Here is a 23,680-nt window from a genome sequence, read left to right on the forward strand (position 1 = left end):
CGGGGCGCTTGCAGGCGGACGGTCGAGAAGGGACGCCGGCCCGAACCGGACCTAACCGACCGGTTGTTTGTGCCGTCCGAAGTGTTGTCGGTCCCGCAGACCGCAGCCGAGGGGCAGCGTTCGAGGTGATGGCTGATGACCGGGATCCTTCCGGTGGGCGCCGGTTTCCAGGCGGCCAGGCGGCCAGGCGGCCAGGCGGCACTCACGGTGCTGTCCGAACGGCTCGCGCCACCGCGTCGGGCAGCTTCGTCGCGCTGTCGAGTACCGCCTCGGCGAGCTGCGGCGCCGTCAGGCCGACGGCCGTGGAAAGGTCCGCGTCCACGAGGCGGGTACCCGCGAAGCAGACGCCCTTCATGGTTGCGCCGCGCAGGTCCGTGCCCCTGACGACGGCGCGTTCCAGATGCGCGCCTTCGAGCCACGCGCCGGTGAGGCAGGAGTCGCGCAGCCAGCCCTCCTCCAGATGGGCGCCGGTGAGATCGGCCTTCTCCAGGTGGGCACCGCCGAGACGGACGCGCTCCAGCCGGGCGTTTTGGAGGTCAGCTCCGCGCAGATCCGTACGCCGCAGGTCGATACGGAACGGCTCCGCCACTTGTGGGCGTCTGCCCAGGACGGTCAGCGCTGCCGGGACGGACTCCTCCGGCCGTGCCCGGTCGGACAGCCGCGCGTGAGGCGGTACCGGTACCTGTTCGCGGATGAACGCGGCCAGCACCTCGACCACTGTGGGGTGGTCCTTGACGGAGTCCCGCATGATCCGCTCCAGCGCGTAGATACCGCCGAGCCGCTCGACGGTACGTTCCGAGGCGAGGAGTTTGATGGCTTCCACATAGCGGCCGGTGACCTGGCCGTCGCGGGCTATCTCGGCCTGCTCGCGGTCGCGTTCGCGGGTGTGGCGCAGCGTGCGGTCGGTGTAGTAGAGGCCCGCACCTGCGACCGCGCCGGCGCCCAGTGCGACCAGTGTCGTACGGAATCCGGTGATCACCACGCCGTCGGCGGGCTGGAGGTCACGCGTGCGCAGCCGATCGCCGTCCAGCCACCAGGGCCCCTGCCACAGCAGCAGGGCGTAGCCGACGAAGACGACGGCCAGCAGCGCCAGGACCACGGCGCGCCTCCGGCTCCCTTTCATACGCGAGAGCATGTCCCTGCGGCCGGGACGGCATGCCTGCCGAGCCTTCCGAACCGGCCGCCGCGATGTGGCTCGTATCAGCAGTGGTCACCGGCAGATACAGGGTGACCTCGGCCGGTGGGTGGAGGGTGCATGCGGGTGCGGCCGCACCTCGCCCCGCTTCGAGCTGCTCGCGACACTGCTCGCCAACTACCCGGAGCTGCACCAAGCGGTGACCACCGAGAGGCTGCTCGACCTGTCGGTCGAGGCAGTCGGCTCGGGAAGCTTCGAACGCAGCGCCGCGAGCGGGAAGCTGCGCACGGTGGTGGACCGGCGGCTCCAGGCGTGACGCACGGCGGGCACCGCCCGATCGGCGCTGCCCATGGCGTTGTGGGACGTGGGTCCTCAGCCGGTTCCGGGCATCGTCCCGTCGGTGCGCCCGGTGGGCACCGATCGGGTGGGGGACCTCCTTCGGCGTTCGGCGCCAGCGCGCCAGGGTTCGTCCGTGCCACCCACCTCTATGAGAAGGAACCCGAAAGGGAATCGTGAAAGGAACGCGAAAGGAACGCGAAAGAAAATCGCACATGCGTAGGGCGTGCTGTTAGCGTCCGGACAGTCGGCCCGTATCCGCCGGAGTTCGACTCGGCCAACTCGGCATCCTTACGAAAGGGACTGCAATGCGAAATTCCGGGAAGATCGCCAAGCTCGCCATTGTGGCCGTCGGCATGGTCGGCGTACTGACCGTGTGCGGTCCGATGGCGCAGGCGGCTCCGACCCAGCACGTCGCGCGTCTCGGCCGCGTGGCCGACTCGGCGTGGTCCGCGACCGTGGGCTTCAGCGGCAAGATCTCCGCCGTGAACACAGGTTCCCTCGTGTTGGCCACCGCCGACGGGGACGTCACGTTCGACCTCACGCAGAGCCCCTACCGATCCGGCTTCCTGCAGACAGGACTCAAGGCCTATGTCGCGGCTCACGCACAGAATGGCACCTGGGTGGCGACTGCCATATTTACCTACCCGTAAATCGAGCGTTTTCATTCCGCGGCATTGGCTTACACAAAAAGAGGTACCTGGGCCGCCCCGCCGCAGCGGCCCGGGTACCTGCTCTCGCGGCGCACGTGCACGCGGCCGCCGCCCTCCTCGCCGTACACGCAGCCGAGGCGTCCTGCTCGGTGGAGTCACCGTGGCCGGCCCGGCTCACAGCCGCCAGCGCGCCCGCACGTCATGGAGGGACTGGCCCAGGTCGTCGACCGCGCCGAGCACTTCGCCGACCGTGGCCTGTACCGAGAGACCGCCCACAGCGATCAGCGCACGCACCAGCCGCAACCTGTGCTCGTGGGAGACGTCGTAGACAGTCCCACTATCGGATAGCGGATGGTAACGCCAACCATTCTCCTCAGGGGTCCCCATGCCCGTGCCCATGAACTTCTCCTCTGCCGCCGCCCTGCGCTCCTGGCATCGACCGCTGGTGGTCCTCACCGGAGCGATGGCCGTCCTGGCCGCCGTCTCCGTCATAGGACTGCTCGTGGACGACCGCGTGTTGGCCGCCGCCCCGATCTGGGCGAAGCCGCTGAAGTTCGCGCTTTCGATCGCGGTCTACTCGTTGACGCTGGCCTGGTTGCTCCAATTCCTCACCCGTGGAAGCCGGTTGGCGTGGTGGGCTGGAACCGTGATCGCGACGGGTTGCGTGATAGAGACGGTGAGCATCACCGGCCAGGTCGTCCGCGGCAGGCGTAGCCACTTCAACTTCCGGACCCCGTTCGACTCGGCCCTCTACGACGTCATGGCCACGACGATCACGGTCGTGTGGCTCGCCACAGTGATCGTCGCTGTACTCCTGTTTCGCAGTACGATCGCGGACCGCGCGGCCGCCCGGGCGATCAGAATCGGGGCCGCCCTCGGCCTGACAGGCATGGGGCTCGGCTTCCTGATGACGCGGCCGACTCCCGCCCAGATGCGCGAGACTTCCGGCATCTTCGGGGCGCACAGCGTGGGCGTGCCCGACGGCGGGCCGTCGATGCCGGTGACCGGCTGGTCCACGAACGGCGGTGACCTGCGGATCCCGCACTTCGTGGGGATGCACGCCCTCCAGCTGATCCCGCTGGCTCTCCTGGGCATGCTCACGCTCAGTGCTCGCGTCCCACGGCTCCGCGACGAGCGGGCCCGCGCCCGTCTGGTCGCGGTCACCGGTGCGGCGTACGCGGCGTTGCTGGCCCTGGTGACCTGGCAGGCGCTCCGCGGCCAGTCGCTGGTCCACCCCGACGCCACGACGCTCTGTGCCGCGGGCCTGATCGCCGTCGGGGCCGTCGTGGGTGCGGGCCTCAGCCTGCGTCGGCCGGTGCTGGGCTGTGAGTGAGCGCGCGAGGTGGCCCGCACTCCAAGGAGCTTCCGCGTCGGTGGGGGCTTTCGAGGCCCTGAGTTGGTGGGTCGTCGGCCTCCTCTTCCCGATGCAGCACCAGGGGCACAGGGTGCCGAAGTACACCTCGACCCTGACGGGCGTGGCCCCTTTCAGTCGGCGACCCGCGCGGGGGCGGCGGCCCGGTCGTCGGGCGAGGGTCGGTCCTGCGGGTCCCGCTCCCCGCGGCGGCGCAGCGTGAGCGTGAGGCCCGAGAGGGCGAGCAGCAGGGGGATCAGGATGAGCGCGTGCACATGGAGGCTGTGGGTGAACGCGGCGCGGGCGGTGTCCGCCAGCGCGGAGCCGGGATCCCCGGGTAACCCGCGGGCGGCCTCCAGGGCCGCGGGCAGGGTCTCACCGGCGGGCCCGGCGAGGTCTGCGGGCAGGCCGGGCGGCAGGTGGCCGGCCATGTAACCGCCGTAGACGGCGGTGGCCACACTGCCGAGCGTGGCGATGCCCAGCGCGCCGCCGAGCTCCGCGCCCGTCTCGGAGATGGCCGAGGCGGCACCGGCCCGCTCGGGCGGTACCGCGCCCACGACCAGACCGGTGCCCAGCGCCATGAACGGCGTGAGGCCCGCGAAGAGGAGCAGCGAACCGGCCGCCAGGAAGCCGGGGCCGCCGTCGACCTGGGTGAGCATGACCGGCCCGAGGACGGCAAGAGCCGCTCCCGCGCTCATCAGCACGACCGGCTGGAAACGGGCGGCCAGACCGGAGACCCACAGCGCGACGACGGTGCCGCCCAGGGCGGTCGGCAGCTGCCACAGACCCGCCTCCAGGGGCCCGAAGCCCAGCACCAGTTGCAGGTACTGCGAGGTGAGGAGGCTCGTACCGAAGAGGAGCATGCCGACGACGATCATGCCTCCCGCTGAGACCGCGAACGCGGGGATACGGAAGAGGGAGAGGTCGAGCAGGGGCTCGGCGAGCCGCCGTTGGCGGCGTATGAAAGCCCAGCCGACGACCAGGCCGAGAACGATGAAGCCCAGCGGGGAGAGCCCGGGGCCGTCCGCGGCGACGCCCTTGATCCCATACACGATCGCCAGCGGGGCCAGCAGGGACATCACGACGCTGACGAGATCCGGCCGCCCGCTCCCGGACGAGCGGAACTCCGGTACCAGGAACGGCGCGGTGAGGAGCAGAACCAGCATGGTCGGCACGGCGACGAGGAAGACGGAACCCCACCAGAAGTACTGGAGGAGCACGCCGCCTACGAGCGGGCCGAGCGCCCCGCCGCCCATGAAGCTCATCATCCAGATGGTGATGGCGAGGGTGCGCTGCGCCGGGTTCCGGAAGAGGTTGCGGATCACGGAGAGCGAGGAGGGTGCGAGGGAGGCGGCCGCGACGCCCTGGACGGCACGTGCGGCGACGAGCATGCCCGCGCTGTTCGCGTACGCCGCGAAGACCGAGGCGGCGGTGAAGGCGACGGCCCCGAACAGCAGGATCCTGCGGTGGCCGATACGGTCCCCGAGTGTGCCCATGGTGATGAGGGCGCCGGCGACCATGAAGCCGTAGATGTCGGTGATCCACAGCAGTTGGGGCCCACTGGGGTGCAGGTCCCGGCCGAGCGTCGGGAGCGCCAGGTAGAGCACTGACATGTTCATCATGACCAGGACGGCCGGGACGCCGAGGACCGCGAGCGCGGTCCACTCGCGGACGCCCGCCCGCTCGGGTGGTGTGCGGGCTCCGGTGTTCATCGGTCGCCGTTCGCCGTGCCGCTCGCGGAGCCTTCCGTGGCGGCCTCCCGGTCGCCGACGGCGAGCAGGGTCTTGCCCAGGGTGGCCCGCGCCTCGATCGCGGCGTGCGCCTTCGCCGCCGCGGTGAGCGGGAAGACCTGGCCGATGACCGGCCGGAGGACGCCCTCCGTCGCGAGTCGCAGGGCCTGCCCGATGAGGGGGTGGGTCTCGGCGGGACCCGGCGCGGCGAAGAGACCGAGGGCGCGGATGCCCCGGGCGGCCAGGTCGTCCTCGTCGAGGGTGGCGTCCGCGCCACTCGCCATGCCGTACAGGCTGATGCGCCCTCCGGCGCGGAGCGCGCCTGCCGCCGCGGTGCCGATCGCCCCGCCCACCCCGTCGAAGGCGACGTCGAGTTCACCGCCGCCGGCCGCCTCCCGGACCTGGCGGAGCCAGGACTCCCGTGAGTAGTCGACGTAGGACGCGCCGAGGGAGACGACCAGCTCGGCCTTCCGGTCGCCACGCGCGGCACCGACCACGCGGGCGCCCGCGTGCACCGCCAACTGGACCAGGAGACTGCCGACACCGCCGGCCGCGGCCTCCACGAGGACCTTCTCGCCCGGCTGGACCTCCGCCTGACGGAAGAGCAGGAGGGCGGTGCGGCCGTCGGCGAGCAGGGCGACCGCGTCCCTGAGGGCGAGGCCGGGCGGGACCGGTACGACCTCGTCGGCCCGCGCCAGGGCGCGCTCGGCGTACCCGCCCTCGCCGCCGGTCGTGGCGACCACGACCGTGCCGAGCAGCGCGGAGTCCGCTCCCTCGCCGACGGCGACGACCCGGCCGCCGACGCCGTTGCCCGGTACCCGGGGGAGCGAGGGGCGGCCGAAGGGGCCGTTCCCGGAGCGCACCTGGGTCTCGACGAACGTGACGCTCGCGTACGTGACGTCGATCAGTACCTGCCCCGGGCCCGGCACCGGATCCTCGACCTGTCGAGCCCGCAGGACCTCCGGTCCTCCGAACTCCTCCATCACCACGGACAGCACGGCACCCCTCCAAACGGATAGCTTCGCTTCGTTTGAAACGTATAACGGAGTGATTCGCTTCGCAAGCGGCTAGAGTGGGCCCATGGCCCGACGAGCTCCCCGATACGCCGAAGCGGAACGCAACGACCGTGCCCTCCTCGAAGCCGCCAAGAAGGTCCTCGCCGTGGACGGCGCCCATACCTCCGTGGCGACGATCGCGGCCCGCGCGGGAGTCGGCATCGCCAGCCTCTACCGGCGGTACCGCACCAAGGAGGAACTGTTCCAGCACCTGTGCGCGCTGTCGCTCGGGCAGTGGATCCAGGCGGTGGAGGAGGGGCTCGCGCACGAAGACCCCTGGGAGGGGCTCGTCCACTACATCACCGCCGCCATCGAGTTCAGCGGCGGTGCACTCGGCCCGCTGGCCGGCACGATCCCCGTTACCGACGAGATGGCCGAGAAGTTCACCAGGTCCGACGAATTGACACGGGCCCTGATCGAACGCGCCCTTGAGGCGGGCGTGCTACGGCCCGACGTCACGGCCACGGACGTGTCCCTCCTCATCGAGCAGCTCGGAAAGTCGTCCCTGGTCGAGCAGTTCGAGGTTCGGGGCAGGACCGACCTCGTCGACGCGGCCGCCCACGCCCGCCGCCGCGTCATCGCCATCGCGGTCGACGGTCTGCGCGCCGGGCACGGCCCGCTCCCGGGCCCGCCGCCCGGCCCCGGTCTCCTCGCCGAACGCTGGTAGGAGGGGCATCGGGCGGCGAGCACGCGACTTCGGGACGGGGCGCGAGCACGCGACTTCCGGGGCCTGCCGGGACCGGGCGGCGTCACGCGGCGGTCTGGGGCCATACGTACGCTGCGGCGGCACCTGCCTCAACGGCACCCCTCGCGGAGGGCACGCGTATCTGCCCAATCTCCGCCGCGAGGCTTCCCGTGGAATTCCTTTCTAGAACCAGCCTCTAGCTGGTCACGCCCCCAAGAACCCTTGGCGCACCGGATCACCGACATCTCGCGTGGCGCGAATTCGCCCTTGACTTCGTCGCGACAACGCGGTCACGCTCGACCCGGAGTTCGCTGTGGCCGATGAGTCTCGCTGACCGGCAAGGACGGCCACATCGCATTTTTCGGCTCACCTACGGGGGTTGTTGTGCCGAGCTTATCCGAGGCTGCCCGCGCAGCGATTCAATTCACCACCGACCAGCGCATTCTCTTCTCTTCGCCAGAGCTTTCCCTGCTCGGGGTGGAGCAGGTGGCAGACCACGCCGTCCGCCCGAGCCAGGACGTTTCCGATCTCTTACGGGACGGAGGCGGGGTCGGCTTTATCGCATTCCCCTTCCGGCGCGGCGAACCCGTCCGGCTCGCCGTCCCGGAACGCACGCTGCGCCTGGCACGAGGCTGCGACCACCGTGCGCTCCTCGATTCCCTGGGGTCTCCGCCGCAGATCAACCGGGCAGCGCGATCCTATTCGTTACGGCCGGTCGAGCAGCCCGAGGAGTGGTGCGGCAACGTCGCCGACGTGGCCGGTGCCGTACGGCGGGGAGAGCTGCGCAAGGCGGTGCTCGCCCGGCGGGTGGTGGTCATGAGCGACACCGTCATCCAGCCGACGCAGGTCCTCGGACGGCTGGCGCAAACCTTCCCCGGCGCCTATCTCTTCTCCGCGTTCGGCCTGGTCGGAGCCAGTCCCGAGCTGCTGCTCTCCAAGCAGGGGCGGTACGTGGAGTCGAAGGCCCTGGCCGGCACCGTCCGCCGCGGCGGTGACGACGCCTCGGACCGCGAGCTCGCCCGCTGGCTCGTGGAGTCACCCAAGAACCAGCAGGAACACCGCATTCTGCGCGACATGGTGCTCGACACGCTCGCGCCCCACGCGGTCAACGTACGCGTGGAGAAGGAGCCGCAGATCCTCAAACTCGCCAATGTGCAGCACCTCATGACCCATCTGACGGTCGAACTCAAACCGGACCACCCGTCTTTTCTGGAGTTGGCGGATGCCCTGCATCCGACACCGGCCGTCTGCGGCTGGCCGCGCGACGCCGCGTACGAAATGATCGACCGGGTGGAGGACTGGGATCGAGGCCTCTACGGCGGGGCTCTGGGGTGGGTGGACGCACAGGACAACGGCTGTTTGTGCGTGACGATTCGGTGCGCCGCATTGGACGGGGCGAACGCGACGGTCTTCGCCGGGAGCGGAATCGTGGCCGACTCCGATCCCGCCGAAGAGCTGGCGGAGACCCGCGCGAAACTCGACGCCCTTTTGCCCGCTCTCATCGCGCCCTGACCGGAGGAGTGCGTCATGGCATCGACTACTGCCGAATTCTCCGGCGTACGCGCGCCGGATATCCCGTTCCCGGCCGATAAGCGCACCCCTCTGGACTGGTCCGTCGCTCCCGTCGCGACGCATTCCCAAGGCGGTCCCACCCTGCTGGAACCGCCGCCGCTGGAGCCGCCCCTGCGGGCGGCGGCCGCGACCGGGCGCCTGCGGCTGTTCGTCGCCTGTGACCTGCGGGGAGCCGTGCGCCTGCACGCACACTCCGCCAAGACGCACCATCGGCTCACGACCTACGACATCCGCTACCCCGACTGCCACCAGCCCTATGACGCGCCCCTGGACCGGGACGCGACACGGCTCGCCGTGGCCGAGGGTGTGTCGCTCAGCCTGGGCGAACCACCGCCTGACGGCAGCGACTTCACCGACGGACCTCCGACCCTGTGGATATTCGCGGGCCCGAAGGCACCCCCGGAGCGCCGTCCCGTACTGCTCCTCGACGGCCTCGACGGTGCCACGTCAGCCCCGACCCCGGCCGCAGAAGCAGCAGACCGCGTGGCCGCGCTGTACCGCACCCTTACCGGGATCGGCAGCCTGCAGCCGTTCGGCTGGATGGAGGGGTGCGTTCTCGATGCACTGTATGACCTGACCGTCACCTTTCCCGGTGACGGCCGCGCGCGCACCGCGCTCGCGGACCATCTGGCCGTCTACTTCCCCGACGGCACCCTGCGGTACGAAGATCCGCGCGGGCGTCCGGCCGACAACCGCCTCTACGGCATCGAGGCCACACTGCCGTACGCGATCCTCGCCAAGCTCGATCCCCTCGATCCGGCTCGGGAGCGGGCCGTCGAGGCCTGGCGGGTCCGGGCCGACGACGAGGGTTGCGTCAAGGACGCACCGACGACCGCCGAAGGTTCGTACACCGTCGCCTATCCCATGGCGGCGATCGCGGCGACGGCCGATCCCTCCCTGCGCGAGCCGGCCCTGCGGCAACTGCGGCTGCGGAGCGCCAGATTGTGCACGGGAGACGATCTGCATCTGCGCCTGCTCCCGGACGGCACCCACCTCTACCGCAACTGGGCCCGCGCCTACGCCTGGTACCTGCTGGGCCTGGTGCGGACGCTGACGGAGCTCGGTGAGGGGGCGGACACCGCCGGACTGTGGGACGAGGCCCGACGGGTAGCCGCCCTGGCCCTGTCCCGCCGCAATGCCTCGGGCATCTGGGACAGCTACCTCGGCGAGCCGGAGACCGGCGCCGAGACCTGCGGATCCGCAGGCATCGCCGCGGCCCTGGCCCTGGGCACCGAGCAGGGTCAGTTCGAGGCGCGCCGCGAGGGCGCGGCGGCGCTGCGGGCGTGGGAGGTGCTGGCCGGGGATCATCTCACCGAGGACGGCTGGCTGTCGGGCGGTTCACCGTCGAACAAGGGCGGTGAGGAGTTGCAGCGCAGTGGCTACCGCATGCTCTCCGGGGTCGGCAACGGCCTGATGGGGCAGCTCGGCGCCGCACTGGCGCGGCTCGGCACCGTAAAGGACTGGACCCGGCCATGAAGACTCCCCAGACCGCTTTCGAGGGCCGTGCGGGGCTCCGGCGGAACGCCGCCGAGCAGCAGTCGGCCGACAGCGCGAGCGCGTCCCGCGCGGCGGCGGACGCCGGACGCGTCCAGGCCACCTTCGCCGCCACCCTGGTCGACGAGTGGGCACGGTTCGGGGTCACCGACGCGGTGGTCTCGCCCGGTTCCCGTTCGACACCGCTCGCGCTGGCCCTCGCCGCCGACGGCAGGCTGCGGCTGCACATCCGCCTCGACGAGCGCTCGGCGGGGTTCTTCGCCCTGGGCATCGCCCGCCGCACCGGGCGGGTGACGCTGGTCGTGACCACCAGCGGTACGGCGGCCGCCGAGCTGCACCCGGCCGTCGCCGAGGCCGACCTCGGCGGTGTGGCGCTGTTGGTGTGCACCGCCGACCGGCCGCCGGAGCTCCAACAGGTGGCAGCCCCGCAGACGATGCGGCAGCCCGGCCTGTACGGATCCGCCGTACGCTGGGCGGCCGAAACCGGGGTGCCCGAACCGGACCAAGGGGTGTTCTGGCGGTCGCTGGCCGCGAGGGCGGTCGCCGAAGCCGCGTACGGTCCCGTGGGGCCCGGCCCGGTCCATCTCAACCTCGCCTTCCGCGATCCCCTCGTCGCGGAGCCGGGACCACTCCCGCCTGCCCGGGCCGACGGGCCGTGGCACCGTGTCGTACGCGGTGTGCGTGCCCCGTCCCCGGAGGCCGTCCGCGATCTGGCGGGGCGGGCCGGGCAGCGCGGTGTCATCGTCGCGGGCAGCGGCGCGGGCGACCCGGAGGCGATCCGGGCGCTGGCGGAAGCGCTCGGCTGGCCGGTGCTCGCCGACCCGCGTTCGGGCGCCCGTACACCCCACTCCACCACCGTGGCCGCCGCCGACGCGATCCTGCGCGCTCCCGCCGCCCGCGACCGGCTGCGTCCGTCGGTCGTGCTCCACCTGGGGGAGCGCTGGGCCTCGCGCGTCATGGCCGAGTGGCTCGCCCAGCCGGCCATCGAGCACCTGACCGTCGACCCCGACTGGCGGTGGCGGGATCCCCAGCGCAGGGCCGACACGGTGCTGTGCGCCGATCCGACCGCGCTCTGCCGCGCCGCCGCCGAGGCCGTGCCGCACCCCGTCCCGTCCGGCTGGCGCGATGCCTGGGCCGACGCCGAGGCTGCCGCACAGCAAGCCCTGGACGCCGTGCTCAACAGCTACAGCGACTGGACCGAGCCACGCGTGGCGCGCCAACTGTGGTCGGCCCTGCCGCCGCACACGGCCCTGGTCGTCGGATCGTCGATGCCGATCCGCCATCTGGAGTGGTTCACCGCGCCTCGGCACCGGCCGCCGACCGTTCTGTCCAACCGAGGTGTCAACGGCATCGACGGTGTCGTCTCCACCGCGCTCGGCGCTGCGGCGGCAACCGCCGACCCCGTGGTCGCACTGATCGGGGACCTCACGTTCCTGCATGACGCCGGTGCCCTGCTCGGCGCGGCGGACGCCGCGCTCAGCTGCACGTTCGTCGTGGTCGACAACAACGGGGGCGGCATCTTCTCGTTCCTCCCACCCGCCCGGCGGCTGCCCCCAGCCACCTTCGAGGCGCTCTTCGGCACGCCGCAGTCCGCCGACATACCCGCCATCGCGGCCGCGTACGGCGTCACGGTCCGCTCCGCCGGCGACCACCGTCAGCTGGATGCCGTCCTGGCCGAACTCGTCGGAAAACAGGGGGTGTCGGTGATCCATGTCCGCACCGACCGGGAGGCGAACGTCACCGTGCACGAGCGTGTGCACGCGGCCGTGGCCGAAGCGGTCGACGCCGTCCTTGAAGGCGAACGGCTCGGGTGACCGCGTGATCCAGGTTGTCGACGGTTTGGAGCTGGGCGTGCGGGCTCTCCTGCTCGACCGCCCCGAGTCCCGCAACGCGCTGACGACGTCGATGGCCGAGCTGGTCGCCGAGGCCGTGGCGGACGCGGCAGCGGACTCCGGCGTACGCGCTCTGGTCATCGCCACCACCGGAGAGGACTTCGGCGTGGGTGCGGACCGGCACGAACAATTGGACGCGGCCGGGCGGGCGTGCAGGATGCGGGCCTTCTCCGAGCTGCACCAGGCGGTGACCAACGCGCCGAAGCCGGTCGTCGCGGCCGTCGAGGGGAGGTGCGTCGCCGCCGCGGCGGAGCTGGCGGCGGCGTGCGACATCCGGGTCGGCGCCGAAGGCAGCTCCTTCCGCTTCCCGGGCGCCGAGATGGGCATCCCCATCGGGGCGGCCCGGCTGGTGGGTGTCGTCGGACCGGCGGCGGCGAGGGACATTCTCCTGACGTCTCGTTGGGTACCGGCCGACGAGGCGTTCCGCATCGGCCTGCTGCAACGCCTGGTCCCACGGGGTGAGGCACGGGCGGCCGCTGTCGAGGTGGCCGCGCAGACCGCTCGCGCGGACCCGTCCACCTCCGCATACCTGAAGCGCCAACTACAGAGGCAGGGCGGGGACGTGGAGCGCGTGGACATCGAGCGACGCACGCTGGACGCCTTTTTCGGTCCGGGGGAGGGGGAGGGCGAGACATGCGACTGACCGGCATCGCGGGGACCACCGTCCTCATCACGGGCGCGGTCGGCGGCATCGGCTCAGCCATCGCCTCCTGCCTGGCCACGGCGGGAGCGTCCGTGGTGGCGGCCGACATCGACGACGCGGGTGCCACCGCACTGGCGCGGTCGCTGCGCGGCCAGGGCGCATCGGCGCTCGGGATGCGTCTGGACGTCACCGACTCCGCCGACGTGGAACGGGTCGTGGCGACGGTCGAGCGTACGGTCGGCCCGATCGGCGTTCTGGTCAACGCGGCGGGGGTGCTGGGCCGGGTCGCCGCGCTCACCGCGTACGACGACGCGGAGTGGGAGCGGGTCTTCGCCGTCAACGCCCACGGACCGTTCAACTGCATGCGTGCGGTGGGGCGGCGCATGGCTGACCGCCGCGCGGGCCGCATCATCACCATCGGGTCGAACAGCGCCGGCATCGTCAAGACCGGCCAGGGACTGTACGGCGCCTCCAAGGCGGCGGCCCACTACCTCACCAACTGCCTCGGCCTGGAACTCGCCGGGCTCGGAGTGCGCTGTGTCGTCGTGGCTCCGGGCACCACCGAGACCGCGATGTCCCGCGCCAACTGGCATGTCTCCGGGCGCCGCGAGGCACTGCTGCACGGGGAGCCGGACCGCTATCGCGTCGGCATCCCGCGCGGGCGGTTCGCGGATCCCGAGGAGATCGCCTCCGTCGTGGGATTTCTCGCCTCCGACCAGGCGGCACACCTCACGGTCACCACGGTGACGGTGGACGGGGGTTCGTCCCTCAGACCATGAGACAGCCTGCGACCCCGACACCTACCACCGACATCTGCCATCCCGACAACTACCACCAGAAACCGGACACCTGTCACCCCAACAAGCGGGAGTATCCGCATGCGCGTCGACCGGATCGATCTGTACGTCATCGAGCTGCGCCTCAACCATGCCTTCCGAGCCAGCACCCACGGCGCCGGCACACTGCGCCACGTGGTGGTGCGGGCAAGCGCCGAGGGGTTGGTCGGCTGGGGCGAAGCGCCGACGCCCGTGGACCCGTACTACACGGGTGAGACCACGGACACGGTGTGGTCCGTCATGCACGACTTCCTCGCGCCCGCCGTCCTGGGACGTGCCTGGGACACCATCGAGGAGTTCGTCGCGCTGTACTCCCGGGTCAAGGCCAACAACTTCGCCCGCAGCGGCATCGAGATGGCCGCCTGGAACCTGCTGGCCGCCGCGACCGGCCGCCCGCTGTCAGGCCTCCTCGGCGGCGCCGCCCGCAGTACCGTGGAATCGGGCGTCAGCCTGGGCATGGACCGCGATCTCGGGCGGCTGTGCGACACCGTCCAGCGCCACGTGGACCAGGGCTACCGCCGGGTGAAGCTCAAGATCGGCGCCGGCGCGGACGTGAGCGTGCTGGAGGCGGTACGCGAACGGTTCCCCACCCTGCCGCTGATGGTCGACGCGAACTGCGCCTATACCCTCCAGGACGTCCCCCACCTCCGGGCGCTCGACGCCTTCGACCTGATGATGATCGAACAGCCCCTGGCCTGGGACGACTTGACGGACCACGCCGTACTGCAACAGAACCTGCGCACACCGCTCTGTCTCGACGAGAGCCTCAACTCCGCGAAGCGGACGCGCCGGGCCCTGGAACTCGGCAGTTGCCGGGTCGTCAACATCAAACCGGCCCGGCTGGGCGGTCTGCTGGAAGCCAAGCTGGCTCACGACGCCTGTCTGGCGGCCGGGACACCGGTCTGGTGCGGTGGCATGCACGATTTCGGGGTCAGCCGCGCGGCCAACATCGCACTGTCCTCACTGCCCGGCTTCACCCTGCCCGGCGACAACTCCGGCTCGGACAAGTATTTCGACCGGGACATCGTCACCCCCGAGACCCGGGCCAAGGACGGTTTGATCGACGTCCCCGATCAGCCTGTCCCGTACGAGGTCGACATGGGTTTCTTGGCGGCGCACACGCGGAGGCATGCGCGGCTGACGGCGGACGGCTGATCGCGGAGGGGGTTGACGATGTGGTGATCACGGAGGGGGCTGACAGCTGGCCACTGAGGAGAGAGTGAGGGCTGAGCGCGGTCAGAGACGGCCGCCACCGTCTTCGAAGAGCTCCCGGACGGCTCTCCGGTCCGGCTTCCCCACGCCCCGCAGGGGCAGCTCGGCCAGCACGCGTACGGCCTTCGGCGCGGCCGCGGCCCCGAGCCGGACCCGTACCGCACCCGCCAGTTCACCCTCTGCGCCCTCCCCGAGGGCACCCGGCTCCTCGGGCACGACGGCCGCAGCCACGATCTGCCCCCAGTGGCCGTCGGCCACGCCGACGACGCAGGCGTCGCCCACCCCGGGCTGCTCACGGAGGACCGCTTCCACCACTGACGGGGAAACCTTCACCCCGCCCGTGATGACCACGTCGTCGGCCCTGCCGAGCACGTCCAGATGGCCGTCCGCACGCCACCGGCCGAGGTCGTCCGTACGGAACCAGCCGTCCGAGAAGGCCCGTGCCGTCAGCTCCGGCTCGCCCAGATACCCGGAGGCCAGGGTCGGTCCGCCGAGGAGTATCGTCCCTCGAGTGTCCCCTTCTGCGGGGCCTTCGGCGTCGACGTGCCGCGGATCGTCGACGACCCGCACACGTACACCGTCGAGTGGCACCCCGTCGTAGACACACCCTCCGGCGGTCTCGCTCATGCCGTACGTGGTCACCACCCGCACCCCGGCCTCCCGGGCGCGGTCGACGAGCTCGGGCGGCACGCCGGCGCCGCCCAGCAGAACCGCGTCGAAGGCACACAGGGCGTCGACGGCCGCGCCGCCCGCTCGTAACAGACGTACGAGCTGAGTGGGCACCAGGGCGGTGTACCGGCAGTCGGCCGCACGGAAATGCTCGGCGCGGAACCCGCCACGCGAATCGTGGACGACAGGTGCGCTCCCCGCCAGCAGCGACCTCACCACCACCTGCAGTCCCGCGACATGGTAGGACGGCAACGCGAGCAGCCAACGGCCCGGCCCGCCCAGCCTGGCGTGCGTCGCCTGCGCGGACGCGCGCAAGGCGTCGGCCGACAGCAGCACGCCTTTGGGGTGGCTCGTCGAGCCGGACGTCCCGACGACGGCCGCCGTTCCGTCGGGCACGCCGGCGGTGACGTCGAACGACGGCGGCGCGGCAGCGGCCGCCACGGGCAGGACCGCGGGACCGTCACCCTCCAACGCGGCGCCGACCGCCGCGGCCAAGGCCTCCGCCGACTCCGGCGACCCGTCACAAGGCAGTGTCACCACCATGCTCGCCGCCCCCCTGTCGAGCGTCCGAGGTACGTCCCCAGGCCCACCGTACGTGCCGCAGGTCCTGCCACCACCAGTCTAACGGCCCTGTGAAATGCGGGAGTCGACGGTAGGGATGGCACTGTTCAGGATAAGACTTTCGCTTGAGAATACGAGAATACTAATGCCGAGAAGACCGGAAGTGGTCGGCGTCGATGGGTTTATTGACTGCCCTGATTCGGCAGCTGATCATTGATGAGCCGTTGGGCATCGCCAGTGATCGGCTGGTGTGGCCTCTTCGTCCGAGTGTGACGGATCAGCGCTGGCCGGAGGCGCCTTACAGCCAAGTTAAGCGCACTATCACGTTAGCTGTGCGCATCCCGTGCCGCGTCGCCTAATTTCGTAAGTGCGTGTCCGGGACCAATGTCCGGCCCGGAATTCCTCGGCACAGGGAGGCCAATCAATGAGCCCTCAGGACGTCGCCCAGCTCCTCGACCGCAAGCTCGATGTCTGCTTCGGACACGGCGACCAGAACGGCGACGGTGTCCTCGAAAGCGCCGACGCTCTGGCGCTGGCGGCCCGGATCGTCGCGTATATCGGCGAGCCGTTCGGCTCCGACAAGGCACAGGCTCTCTTCAAGGCGTTCGGGCTGTTCTGGCAGCACGTCAGCGCGGCCGTCGACTTCAACCAGGACGGCCGGATCACCCCGCTGGAATGGCGGACGGGGCTGCGCCGCGCGTTCGCCGAGGACGAGGCCGGCTTCACCGAAGGGTTCCGGCCGCTGGCCGAAGCCCTGTGGTCGATCTGTGACCGGGACGACGACGGGACGGTGGACGCGGGGGAGTTCGCCTGCTTCCAGAAGGCGTTCGGCACCTCCGCGGAGAACAGCCGGATCGCTTTCGAGAAGCTCGACCGCGACGGCGACGGCAGCCTGTCCGTCGATGAACTGCTGTCCGCCTGGAAGGAGTACTACACGAGCCCGGACCCGGACGCCCCGGGCAACTGGCTGTTCGGCGACATCTGGCAGAAGGACATCTGGGAGGGCACGCGCGTCAAGCTCTGACGCCGCCCTGTCCGGGCCGACCGCACCGCAGCCGATGCGGTCGGCCCGGCCCGCGGGTGCGGTCCGCGCCCCCTGGACGTCCGAAACGAGTCGGCCCACGCGACCCGTCGACACCGCCGTACACCGAGGAGGTTCCGCGGCTCATGCCCAACGTCCCGGCCCGTCCGCCACACGAGCCCGTCGCGGTGATCGGCATCGCGTGCCGTCTCCCGGGCGGCATCGACTCACCGGAGCAGCTGTGGGAACGGCTGTCGAGCGGTGAACCCGTGGTGGGGGACATCCCCGCCGACAGGTGGGCGGAGGCTGCCGCCCGGGGTGGCGCCGCCGCCCGGCGCGTTCTGCACAGCACGCCGTCGCGCGGCGCGTACCGGGCCGACATCGCCGGTTTCGACGCCGGATTCTTCGGCATCCCGGCCGACGAGGCGGCGATGATGGACCCGCAACACCGCATGGCCCTGGAAGTGGGCTGGGAGGCACTGGAGCGCGCGGGCGTCCCTGCCCGCGGCCTGGCAGGATCGGACACCGGCGTCTACGTGGGCATCGGGGCCGACGACTACGGCCGCAGGGTCCTGGAGGACCTGCCCGGCATCGGCGCCTGGAGCGGGATCGGCTCCTCGCCGTGCGGCGCGGCCAACCGTATCTCGCACGCACTGGACCTGCGCGGCCCCAGTGCCGTCATCGACACCGCCTGCTCCTCCTCCCTCGTGGCCGTGCACACCGCGTGCCAGGCGCTGCGCGCCGGCGAGTGCCGGCTCGCTCTGGCCGGCGGTGTGATGCTGGTGGCGGGCCCCGGCCTCGCCGTCACCCTGGCCGAGGCCGGGGCAACCTCTCCGGACGGCCGCAGCAAGCCCTTCGACGCGGCGGCCGACGGGTACGGACGCGGTGAGGGATGCGTCATCGCCGTGCTCAAACCCCTCGCCGACGCACATCGCGACGGCGACCGCGTGCTCGCCGTGATCCGCGGCAGCGCCGTGGGACAGGACGGCCGTACCCCCGGCATCATGGCTCCGAGTGCCGGCGCCCAGGAGGCGGTGCTGCGGTCCGCGTGCCGCGCGGCCGGGATCGCGCCCGGTGACCTCGACTACGTCGAGGCGCACGGCACCGGCACCCGTGCGGGCGACCCGGTGGAGGCGGCGGCTCTGGCCGCGGTCCACGGCGCGGTGCGCGAGGGCGGCGATCCGTTGCTGATCGGGTCGGTCAAGGGAGTCATCGGCCACCTGGAGGCGGCGTCCGGCGCTGCCGGCCTGCTCACCTGTGTCCTCGCTCTCGGTCACGGGCGGCTGCCCGCCACACCCGGCGTCGCCGGACCGAGCCGGGCGATACCGTGGGCTTCCGCAGGCCTGCGCCTGGTCACCGAGGAGCGTCCCTGGCCGACGCGCGGTCTGCGGCGACTGGCCGGAGTGTCGAGCTACGGCTACGGCGGCACACTCGCCCACCTGATCCTGGAAGAGCCTCCTGCTCCACCCTCTCGGGCACCACATCGACCCGCCCGCGGTCTGTTTGCGCTCTCCGGCGCGTCGGCGGCCCATCTGCGCGCGAACGCCGAACGGCTGGCCGGGCATACGGCCGACCGTCCCCGGGCCGCCCTCGTCGATGTCGGCCGCACCCTCGCCGTACACCGCTCGCACCTCGCGCACCGGGCCGCCTTGACCGCGGGCACCCGTGAGGAACTGCTCGCCGCCCTGCGGGACGTCGCCCGGGGCAACGAGGAAGGGATGACTGCGGCAGAGCCCCTGGGAGACGCGGTCTGGGTCTTCTCCGGGCACGGCGCGCAATGGCCCGGCATGGGGCGCACCCTGCTCGCCGAGGAGCCCGTCTTCGCCTCCGTGGTGGACGGGTTCGAGGACATCTTCCATAGGGAGGCGGGGTTTTCGCCTCGCGAGGCGCTGGAGGCGGCGGACCTCGGGGACACGGGACGCGTCCAGGCCCTCACCGTCGCGGTGCAGCTCGGCCTTGCGGCCGTCTGGCGGTCCTACGGTTTCCGGCCCGCGGCGGTGATCGGCCATTCCGTCGGTGAGATCGCCGCCGCGGCCGTGGCCGGCGCGCTGGACGACTTGGACGCCGTCCGACTGGCCTGCAGACGTGCCGCCCTGGTGCGGACTGTGGCAGGTGACGGCGGCATGGTCCTGGTCCCCATGCCTTTCCAGGTCGCCGAGCAGCGCATCGCAGCGCAAGGTGTGACGGACGTGTGGGCGGCGATCGACGCCTCGCCCACCAGTTGCGTACTGGCGGGCCGGGCAGAGGCACTGGACCGCCTGACGGCCGTCTGGGCCGGCCAGGGGACACCCACCCCGCCCGTGGCCAGCGACACGGCTTTCCATACGCCGCTGCTCGACCGGCTGACCGGCCCCCTCGAAGCCGGCTGCGCGGACCTGACCTTCCGTCAACCACGGCTGCGGCTGTACACCACCGCCTTGCCGCGACCGCGCGACGACGCTCCTCGCGACGGTGCCTACTGGGCCACCAATCTGCGGGCCCCCGTGCGGCTGCGGCCCGCGGTGGAGGCGGCGTGGCAGGACGGACACCACGCCTTCGTCGAGGTGTCCACCCATCCGGTGGTCGCGCACTCGGTCGCCGAGACCCTGACGGACGCGCACACCCTGGGCCGCCCGCGCCCGGTCATCGCTCACACACTGCGCCGTGGCGCCCCCGAACGAGCCACGCTGCTCGCCAACGCGGCGGCGCTGTACCGCGCGGGCGTCGAGCTCGACTGGACGGCCCACCACGACGAGGGCACCCTCACCGACCTTCCTGCCACCGCCTGGCAGCACACGCGCCACTGGGCGGCCCTCTCCGAGGCGGGCAGCGCACCCCCTGCCGACCACGATCCGGCCGGACACACCCTGCTCGGCGAGTACACCGCCGGCCCCGGCATCGACCCGCTGCACCTGTGGCAGACCAGTCTGGACACCGCGAGCCGTCCCTACCCCGGCGACCATCCCGTGGCAGGGACGGAGGTGGTGCCGGCCGCCGTGCTGCTGCACACCCTCGCACGCGCCACCGCGACAGCCGGCGCGAGCCCCGGTCCGGGAGACCTCGGCTGCCTGACCGGGGTACGCCTCGCCGTCCCGGTCGCCGTGGAAGCGGCCCGCGACGTCCAGGTCACGCTCCAGTCCGGTGTCCTGCGGCTGCGTTCGCGTCTCGCCACACGGCACAGCGGTACCGAGACCCGCGCCTGGCTCACCCACACCACCGCCCACGCCACCTCGTGCACCCATGACGCGCTGCCACCGCTCACCGGCCCCGGCCCCGAGGCCCTCGTGGAGGATCCGGCACTGGTCACCGGCCGGCTCGCGGACCTGGGCGTGCCGTCCATGGGATTCGCCTGGACGGTCAAGGAACTGGTCCGTGCGCAGGGCGCGGCGTACGCCGTGGTCACCGCGCCCACCGGACGGCCGCGCACGTGGGCTGCGCTGCTGGACGCGGCCTTCTCCACTGCCTCGGTGTGTCTGCCGGACCCGCCGCGCCTGCGGATGCCGACGGCGTTGGCAACTGCCTGTCTGGGGGAGTGCGGTGAGGTGCCGGAGGAGGCCGTGCTCGTGATCCGGTTGCGGTCCGAGGTGGACGACACCGTCGATCTCGACCTCGTGGGCCCCGACGGACGGATCCGTATCCGCACGCGCGGCCTGCGTTACGCCTCCCCGACACCCGGCCGGGCCGGCACCGGCGGCACCCTGTTCGCCACCGAGCGCCGCCCCCTCCCGTCCCAGCCCACGGCGCGGCCTCCGGGGCGCGTGCTGGCGGTGGGGTCCGAACCCGGCTTCGCCCGGGCCCTGGGCGCCGACCACCTGCCCGGTCCCGAAGGGCTCCGCATCAGGCCCGGCGACGTGCTTCTGGTCGCGCCGCCGCCCCGTAGCCCCCTCCGTCCCGACCGGGCCGCCCTTGAGCAGGTACGGCTCCTGGCGCGCACCGCCGCTACGGTCGCCGAGCACGGCACCCCGGCGGCCCTGTGGGCGGTGACGCGCGGGGCGCGGATACCCCGTGACGTGCACGCGGTGGCCCAGAGCGCCCTGTGGGGCCTGGGCCGCACGCTGGCCGGTGAACTGCCGCACCTGTGGCGCGGCGTGATCGACCTGCCCTCCCGCCCGGGCCCGGACGACCTGGCAGCCCTCACCGGGCTCATCGGCCGGACCGGCGTCGAGGACGTCATCTCCATCGAGGCGGGCACCGCCTGGGCCGACCGGCTTGTGCCGGTCCCGCCCGTCCCGGACGGCGGGCCGCGCTGCCGCCCGGACGGCACCTACCTCATCACCGGCGGCCTCGGCGCGTTGGGCCTGCGTACCGCCGCCTGGCTCGCCGCACGCGGCGCGCGCCGACTGGTCCTCCTCGGCCGCACCGGGCTGCCGGCCCGGCGGGACTGGGGCGATCTGCCGCGCGGCGCACACGCCGACCGCGTCACCGCTGTACGGGCGCTGGAGCAGACCGGCGCCACCGTACGAGTCGTGGCCGCCGACGTGTGCGACGAGACGGGCCTGCGCCGGGCCCTGGACCCCGACGCGCTCGGCCTGCCGCCCATCCGCGGGGTCGTCCACGCGGCAGGAGCCACCGCCGGCGGGCTACTGCCGGACGCCGACGCGCCCGTGTGGGACACCGTGATGCGCGCCAAGACAACCGGCACGCTCGCCCTGCACCGCCTCTTCCCTCCCGGGAGTGTGGACTTCTTCGTCCTGTACTCGTCCGCCGGGCAACTGCTGCACCTGCCGGGACAGGGCCCCTACGCCGGGGCCAACGCCTTCCTCGACGGGCTCGCCCGCCATCGCAGGGCCGCCGGGCACCACGACACCCTGTCGCTGGCGTGGACGAGCTGGCGCGGTCTCGGCATGGCCGCCGGCACGGAAGCGGAAACCGTGACCGCCGAGCTGCGGGCCCGGGGCACGGACGCCCTCGACGGCGAAGAGGCCCTGGAAGCATGGGCGGGCGCGGATGCCGGCCGACACGGCGAGCTGGCGGTGTTCCGCCTGGCCGAACCGGGCCCCGGACAGGGCCCGGCCGGCCCGACCACGCCCCCGCTCCTGCGCGAGCTGCGGGCCCGCACCCGGCCCGGGGCAGCCCCTGCGGAGGCACCCGCGTCCAGCCCGGCCTGGCGGCAGCTTCCCGCTGAACGCCGCTACGACGCTCTGCTTGAGGAGATCAGGGCATCGGCCGCCCGCGTCCTGGGCAGCGGGGCCGCCGGCGTCGCCGCCCATCACGCCCTGTCCGACCTGGGGCTGGACTCCCTGCGCGCCGTTGCCTTCCGTACCGACCTCGCACACCGTCTGGCAGTCCCACTGCCGCCCACCCTGCTGTGGAACCGTCCCACCGCCGCCGACATCGCGACGTACCTGACGGAACTCGCGGAGCAGGCCGACCCGTCCGCCACGTTCCCGCCCGTATGAAGGAGTGATCCGCCGATGACGACCACCCCCGTGCGCGCCCGGCCCCCTCGCCACCCAGGCCAGGACGTGCGGCAGTTCGCCGACGACCCGCTGCGCTGGTTCGGCGGTGACCGCGAGGGCATGCACCGGCTGCCGGCGCCCGAGCTGGCCGCCCTCCAGCTCGCGGCGCTGCGTCTGCGCTTCACCGAACTGGCGGACCGGCTGCCGGTGGTCGGCGCGCTCGCCCACGAGCAGCACATCGACGGCATCAGCGCGCTCGACGACGCGGCCCCGCTGCTCCTGCCCCACACCGTCTACAAGTCCTACCCCGCGTCACTGCTGTCCCAGGGCCGGTTCGACCAGCTCACCCGCTGGATCTCGCAGCTCACCACCGTCGACCTCGGTGGCCTCGACACGGACGGCTGCGACAGCGTCGACGCCTGGCTGGCCCTGATCGACGACCGCACCCGGCTGCGCCTGGCCCACTCCTCCGGAACCTCGGGCACCATGTCCTTCGTACCGCACACGGCGGAGCAGTACTCCCTGCTGTACGAGATCGTGCGGCAGGACACCGTCCCGCCGGGCACGCCGCCGGACGAGCCGGTGCACGTCGTGTGGCCCTCCTACCGCAGCGGGCGCAGCGGCATCGCCCGGCACGCCACCGCGATGTTCGAGCAACTCGCACGCCACAGCGCCGACCACTTCCACACCCTCGACCCCGGCCACCTCAGTGCCGACCTGATGCTGCTCGCCGCCCGCGTCAAGGCGGCGAGCGGACGCCCGGGCCAGGTGGAGATCCCCGTGGCGCTGCGGCAACAGCGCGACCACTACCTGGCTCGCCGCCGGTCGGCGCCCCAGGACATGCGCCGCTTCACCGCCGATCTCGCCGAACGGCTGCGGGGCGAGCGCATCGTCTCGCTCAGCCTGTGGGAGACCTACTACCAGTGGGCCCGCGCGGGGCTGGACCAGGGCATCGACGGTGCCTTCGCCCCCGACTCCGTCCTCATGCCCGGCGGGGGCACCAAGGGCTCGGCGCTGCCACGGGACTGGGCAGCGGACGTGGCCCGGTTCGCCGGAGTGCCGTCCGTACGGCTGTGTTACGCCATGGTGGAACTGATCATGCTGAGCCTGGTCTGTCCGGCGGGCGCCTACCACGTCGAACCGTGGATCGTCCCCTATGTACTGGACCCGGGCACCGGCAGGCCCCTTCCCCGTCACGGCACCGTGCGCGGCAGGGCGGCCTTCTTCGATCTCACCGCGGACGTCTACTGGGGCGGTTTCGTCACCGGCGACCACGTCGCGGTGGACTACGGGACCTGTCCCTGCGGGCGCACCACAGCCCGCGTGGAACCCGGCATCTCCCGGTTCGAGGACGACGACAAGATCACGTGCGCGGCCACGCCGGAGGCTCTCGACGACGCCCTGGAATACCTCGCGGACGCCACCCTGTGACCCCGTCGACCCCAAGGATCCGCCCT

General features: G+C 72.1%; 18 protein-coding genes. 13 read left to right on the plus strand and 5 right to left on the minus strand.

The features are described from left to right. Positions 1-202: 202 nt before the first annotated feature. Positions 203-1,123, minus strand: a complete 921-nt coding sequence (locus tag AC069K_RS03630; protein WP_478611760.1) for a pentapeptide repeat-containing protein — start codon at positions 1,121-1,123, stop codon at positions 203-205. A gap of 121 nt (positions 1,124-1,244) precedes the next feature. On the opposite strand from AC069K_RS03630, the gene AC069K_RS03635 reads away from it, so the two are divergent. Both AC069K_RS03635 and AC069K_RS03640 read left to right on the plus strand, forming a co-directional pair. Further along, entirely contained in the window at positions 1,245-1,451 is a 207-nt protein-coding gene (locus tag AC069K_RS03635) for a hypothetical protein (protein WP_478611762.1), read from the plus strand. A 328-nt stretch (positions 1,452-1,779) separates the two neighbouring features. Further along, positions 1,780-2,124: a hypothetical protein gene (locus tag AC069K_RS03640; RefSeq protein ID WP_478611764.1), complete on the plus strand. Its 345-nt coding sequence runs from the start codon at positions 1,780-1,782 to the stop codon at positions 2,122-2,124. Between the two features lie 174 nt (positions 2,125-2,298). Here the strand turns inward: AC069K_RS03640 and AC069K_RS03645 are convergent, their stop codons facing one another. After that, the gene (locus AC069K_RS03645; protein ID WP_478611766.1) at positions 2,299-2,523 is read right to left on the minus strand and encodes a MerR family transcriptional regulator; all 225 of its coding nucleotides are present in this window, start codon (positions 2,521-2,523) and stop codon (positions 2,299-2,301) included. Here AC069K_RS03645 and AC069K_RS03650 point away from each other — a divergent pair. Beyond that, positions 2,522-3,457, plus strand: a complete 936-nt coding sequence (locus AC069K_RS03650; protein WP_478611768.1) for a hypothetical protein — start codon at positions 2,522-2,524, stop codon at positions 3,455-3,457. The genes AC069K_RS03645 and AC069K_RS03650 overlap by 2 nt on opposite strands. A gap of 152 nt (positions 3,458-3,609) precedes the next feature. Here the strand turns inward: AC069K_RS03650 and AC069K_RS03655 are convergent, their stop codons facing one another. Beyond that, a complete protein-coding gene (locus AC069K_RS03655; RefSeq protein ID WP_478611770.1) occupies positions 3,610-5,187 on the minus strand; it encodes an MFS transporter in 1,578 nt (525 codons plus the stop codon). Next, the gene (locus tag AC069K_RS03660; protein ID WP_478611772.1) at positions 5,184-6,203 is read right to left on the minus strand and encodes a zinc-binding dehydrogenase; all 1,020 of its coding nucleotides are present in this window, start codon (positions 6,201-6,203) and stop codon (positions 5,184-5,186) included. The genes AC069K_RS03655 and AC069K_RS03660 overlap by 4 nt, the downstream gene beginning before the upstream one ends. 82 nt (positions 6,204-6,285) lie before the next feature. On the opposite strand from AC069K_RS03660, the gene AC069K_RS03665 reads away from it, so the two are divergent. From AC069K_RS03665 to menC, 7 genes are all read left to right on the plus strand, one after another. Further along, entirely contained in the window at positions 6,286-6,927 is a 642-nt protein-coding gene (locus tag AC069K_RS03665) for a TetR/AcrR family transcriptional regulator (protein ID WP_478611774.1), read from the plus strand. Between the two features lie 402 nt (positions 6,928-7,329). Beyond that, the gene (locus AC069K_RS03670; protein ID WP_478611776.1) at positions 7,330-8,457 is read left to right on the plus strand and encodes an isochorismate synthase; all 1,128 of its coding nucleotides are present in this window, start codon (positions 7,330-7,332) and stop codon (positions 8,455-8,457) included. Between the two features lie 15 nt (positions 8,458-8,472). After that, the gene (locus AC069K_RS03675) at positions 8,473-9,993 is read left to right on the plus strand and encodes a glycoside hydrolase family 88 protein (RefSeq protein WP_478611778.1); all 1,521 of its coding nucleotides are present in this window, start codon (positions 8,473-8,475) and stop codon (positions 9,991-9,993) included. Further along, positions 9,990-11,825, plus strand: coding sequence for a 2-succinyl-5-enolpyruvyl-6-hydroxy-3-cyclohexene-1-carboxylic-acid synthase (menD, locus tag AC069K_RS03680; protein ID WP_478611780.1), 1,836 nt, complete (start codon positions 9,990-9,992; stop codon positions 11,823-11,825). The genes AC069K_RS03675 and menD overlap by 4 nt, the downstream gene beginning before the upstream one ends. Before the next feature lie 4 nt (positions 11,826-11,829). Continuing rightward, on the plus strand, positions 11,830-12,546 hold the full coding sequence (locus tag AC069K_RS03685) for an enoyl-CoA hydratase/isomerase family protein (protein ID WP_478611782.1): 717 nt from the start codon (positions 11,830-11,832) through the stop codon (positions 12,544-12,546). Beyond that, a complete protein-coding gene (locus tag AC069K_RS03690; protein WP_365110925.1) occupies positions 12,537-13,325 on the plus strand; it encodes an SDR family NAD(P)-dependent oxidoreductase in 789 nt (262 codons plus the stop codon). The genes AC069K_RS03685 and AC069K_RS03690 overlap by 10 nt, the downstream gene beginning before the upstream one ends. Before the next feature lie 99 nt (positions 13,326-13,424). Continuing rightward, the gene (gene menC, locus AC069K_RS03695; RefSeq protein WP_478611785.1) at positions 13,425-14,537 is read left to right on the plus strand and encodes an o-succinylbenzoate synthase; all 1,113 of its coding nucleotides are present in this window, start codon (positions 13,425-13,427) and stop codon (positions 14,535-14,537) included. An 81-nt stretch (positions 14,538-14,618) separates the two neighbouring features. Here menC and menE read toward each other — a convergent pair whose 3' ends face one another. Continuing rightward, positions 14,619-15,806, minus strand: a complete 1,188-nt coding sequence (gene menE / locus AC069K_RS03700) for an o-succinylbenzoate--CoA ligase (RefSeq protein WP_478611787.1) — start codon at positions 15,804-15,806, stop codon at positions 14,619-14,621. Positions 15,807-16,248: 442 nt separating this feature from the next. Here menE and AC069K_RS03705 point away from each other — a divergent pair, with 442 nt between their 5' ends. The 3 genes from AC069K_RS03705 to AC069K_RS03715 all read left to right on the plus strand — a co-directional run bounded on the left by AC069K_RS03705 (position 16,249) and on the right by AC069K_RS03715 (position 23,654). Continuing rightward, positions 16,249-16,848, plus strand: a complete 600-nt coding sequence (locus tag AC069K_RS03705) for an EF-hand domain-containing protein (protein ID WP_358833817.1) — start codon at positions 16,249-16,251, stop codon at positions 16,846-16,848. A gap of 143 nt (positions 16,849-16,991) precedes the next feature. Beyond that, a complete protein-coding gene (locus AC069K_RS03710) occupies positions 16,992-22,223 on the plus strand; it encodes a type I polyketide synthase (RefSeq protein WP_478611790.1) in 5,232 nt (1,743 codons plus the stop codon). Positions 22,224-22,238: 15 nt separating this feature from the next. Beyond that, positions 22,239-23,654 (plus strand): hypothetical protein, encoded by a 1,416-nt coding sequence (locus AC069K_RS03715; protein ID WP_478611792.1) that lies wholly within the window; start codon positions 22,239-22,241, stop codon positions 23,652-23,654. The last annotated feature ends 26 nt before the right edge of the window (positions 23,655-23,680 follow it).

The sequence above is a fragment of the Streptomyces sp. NPDC043908 genome, from assembly GCF_056435525.1.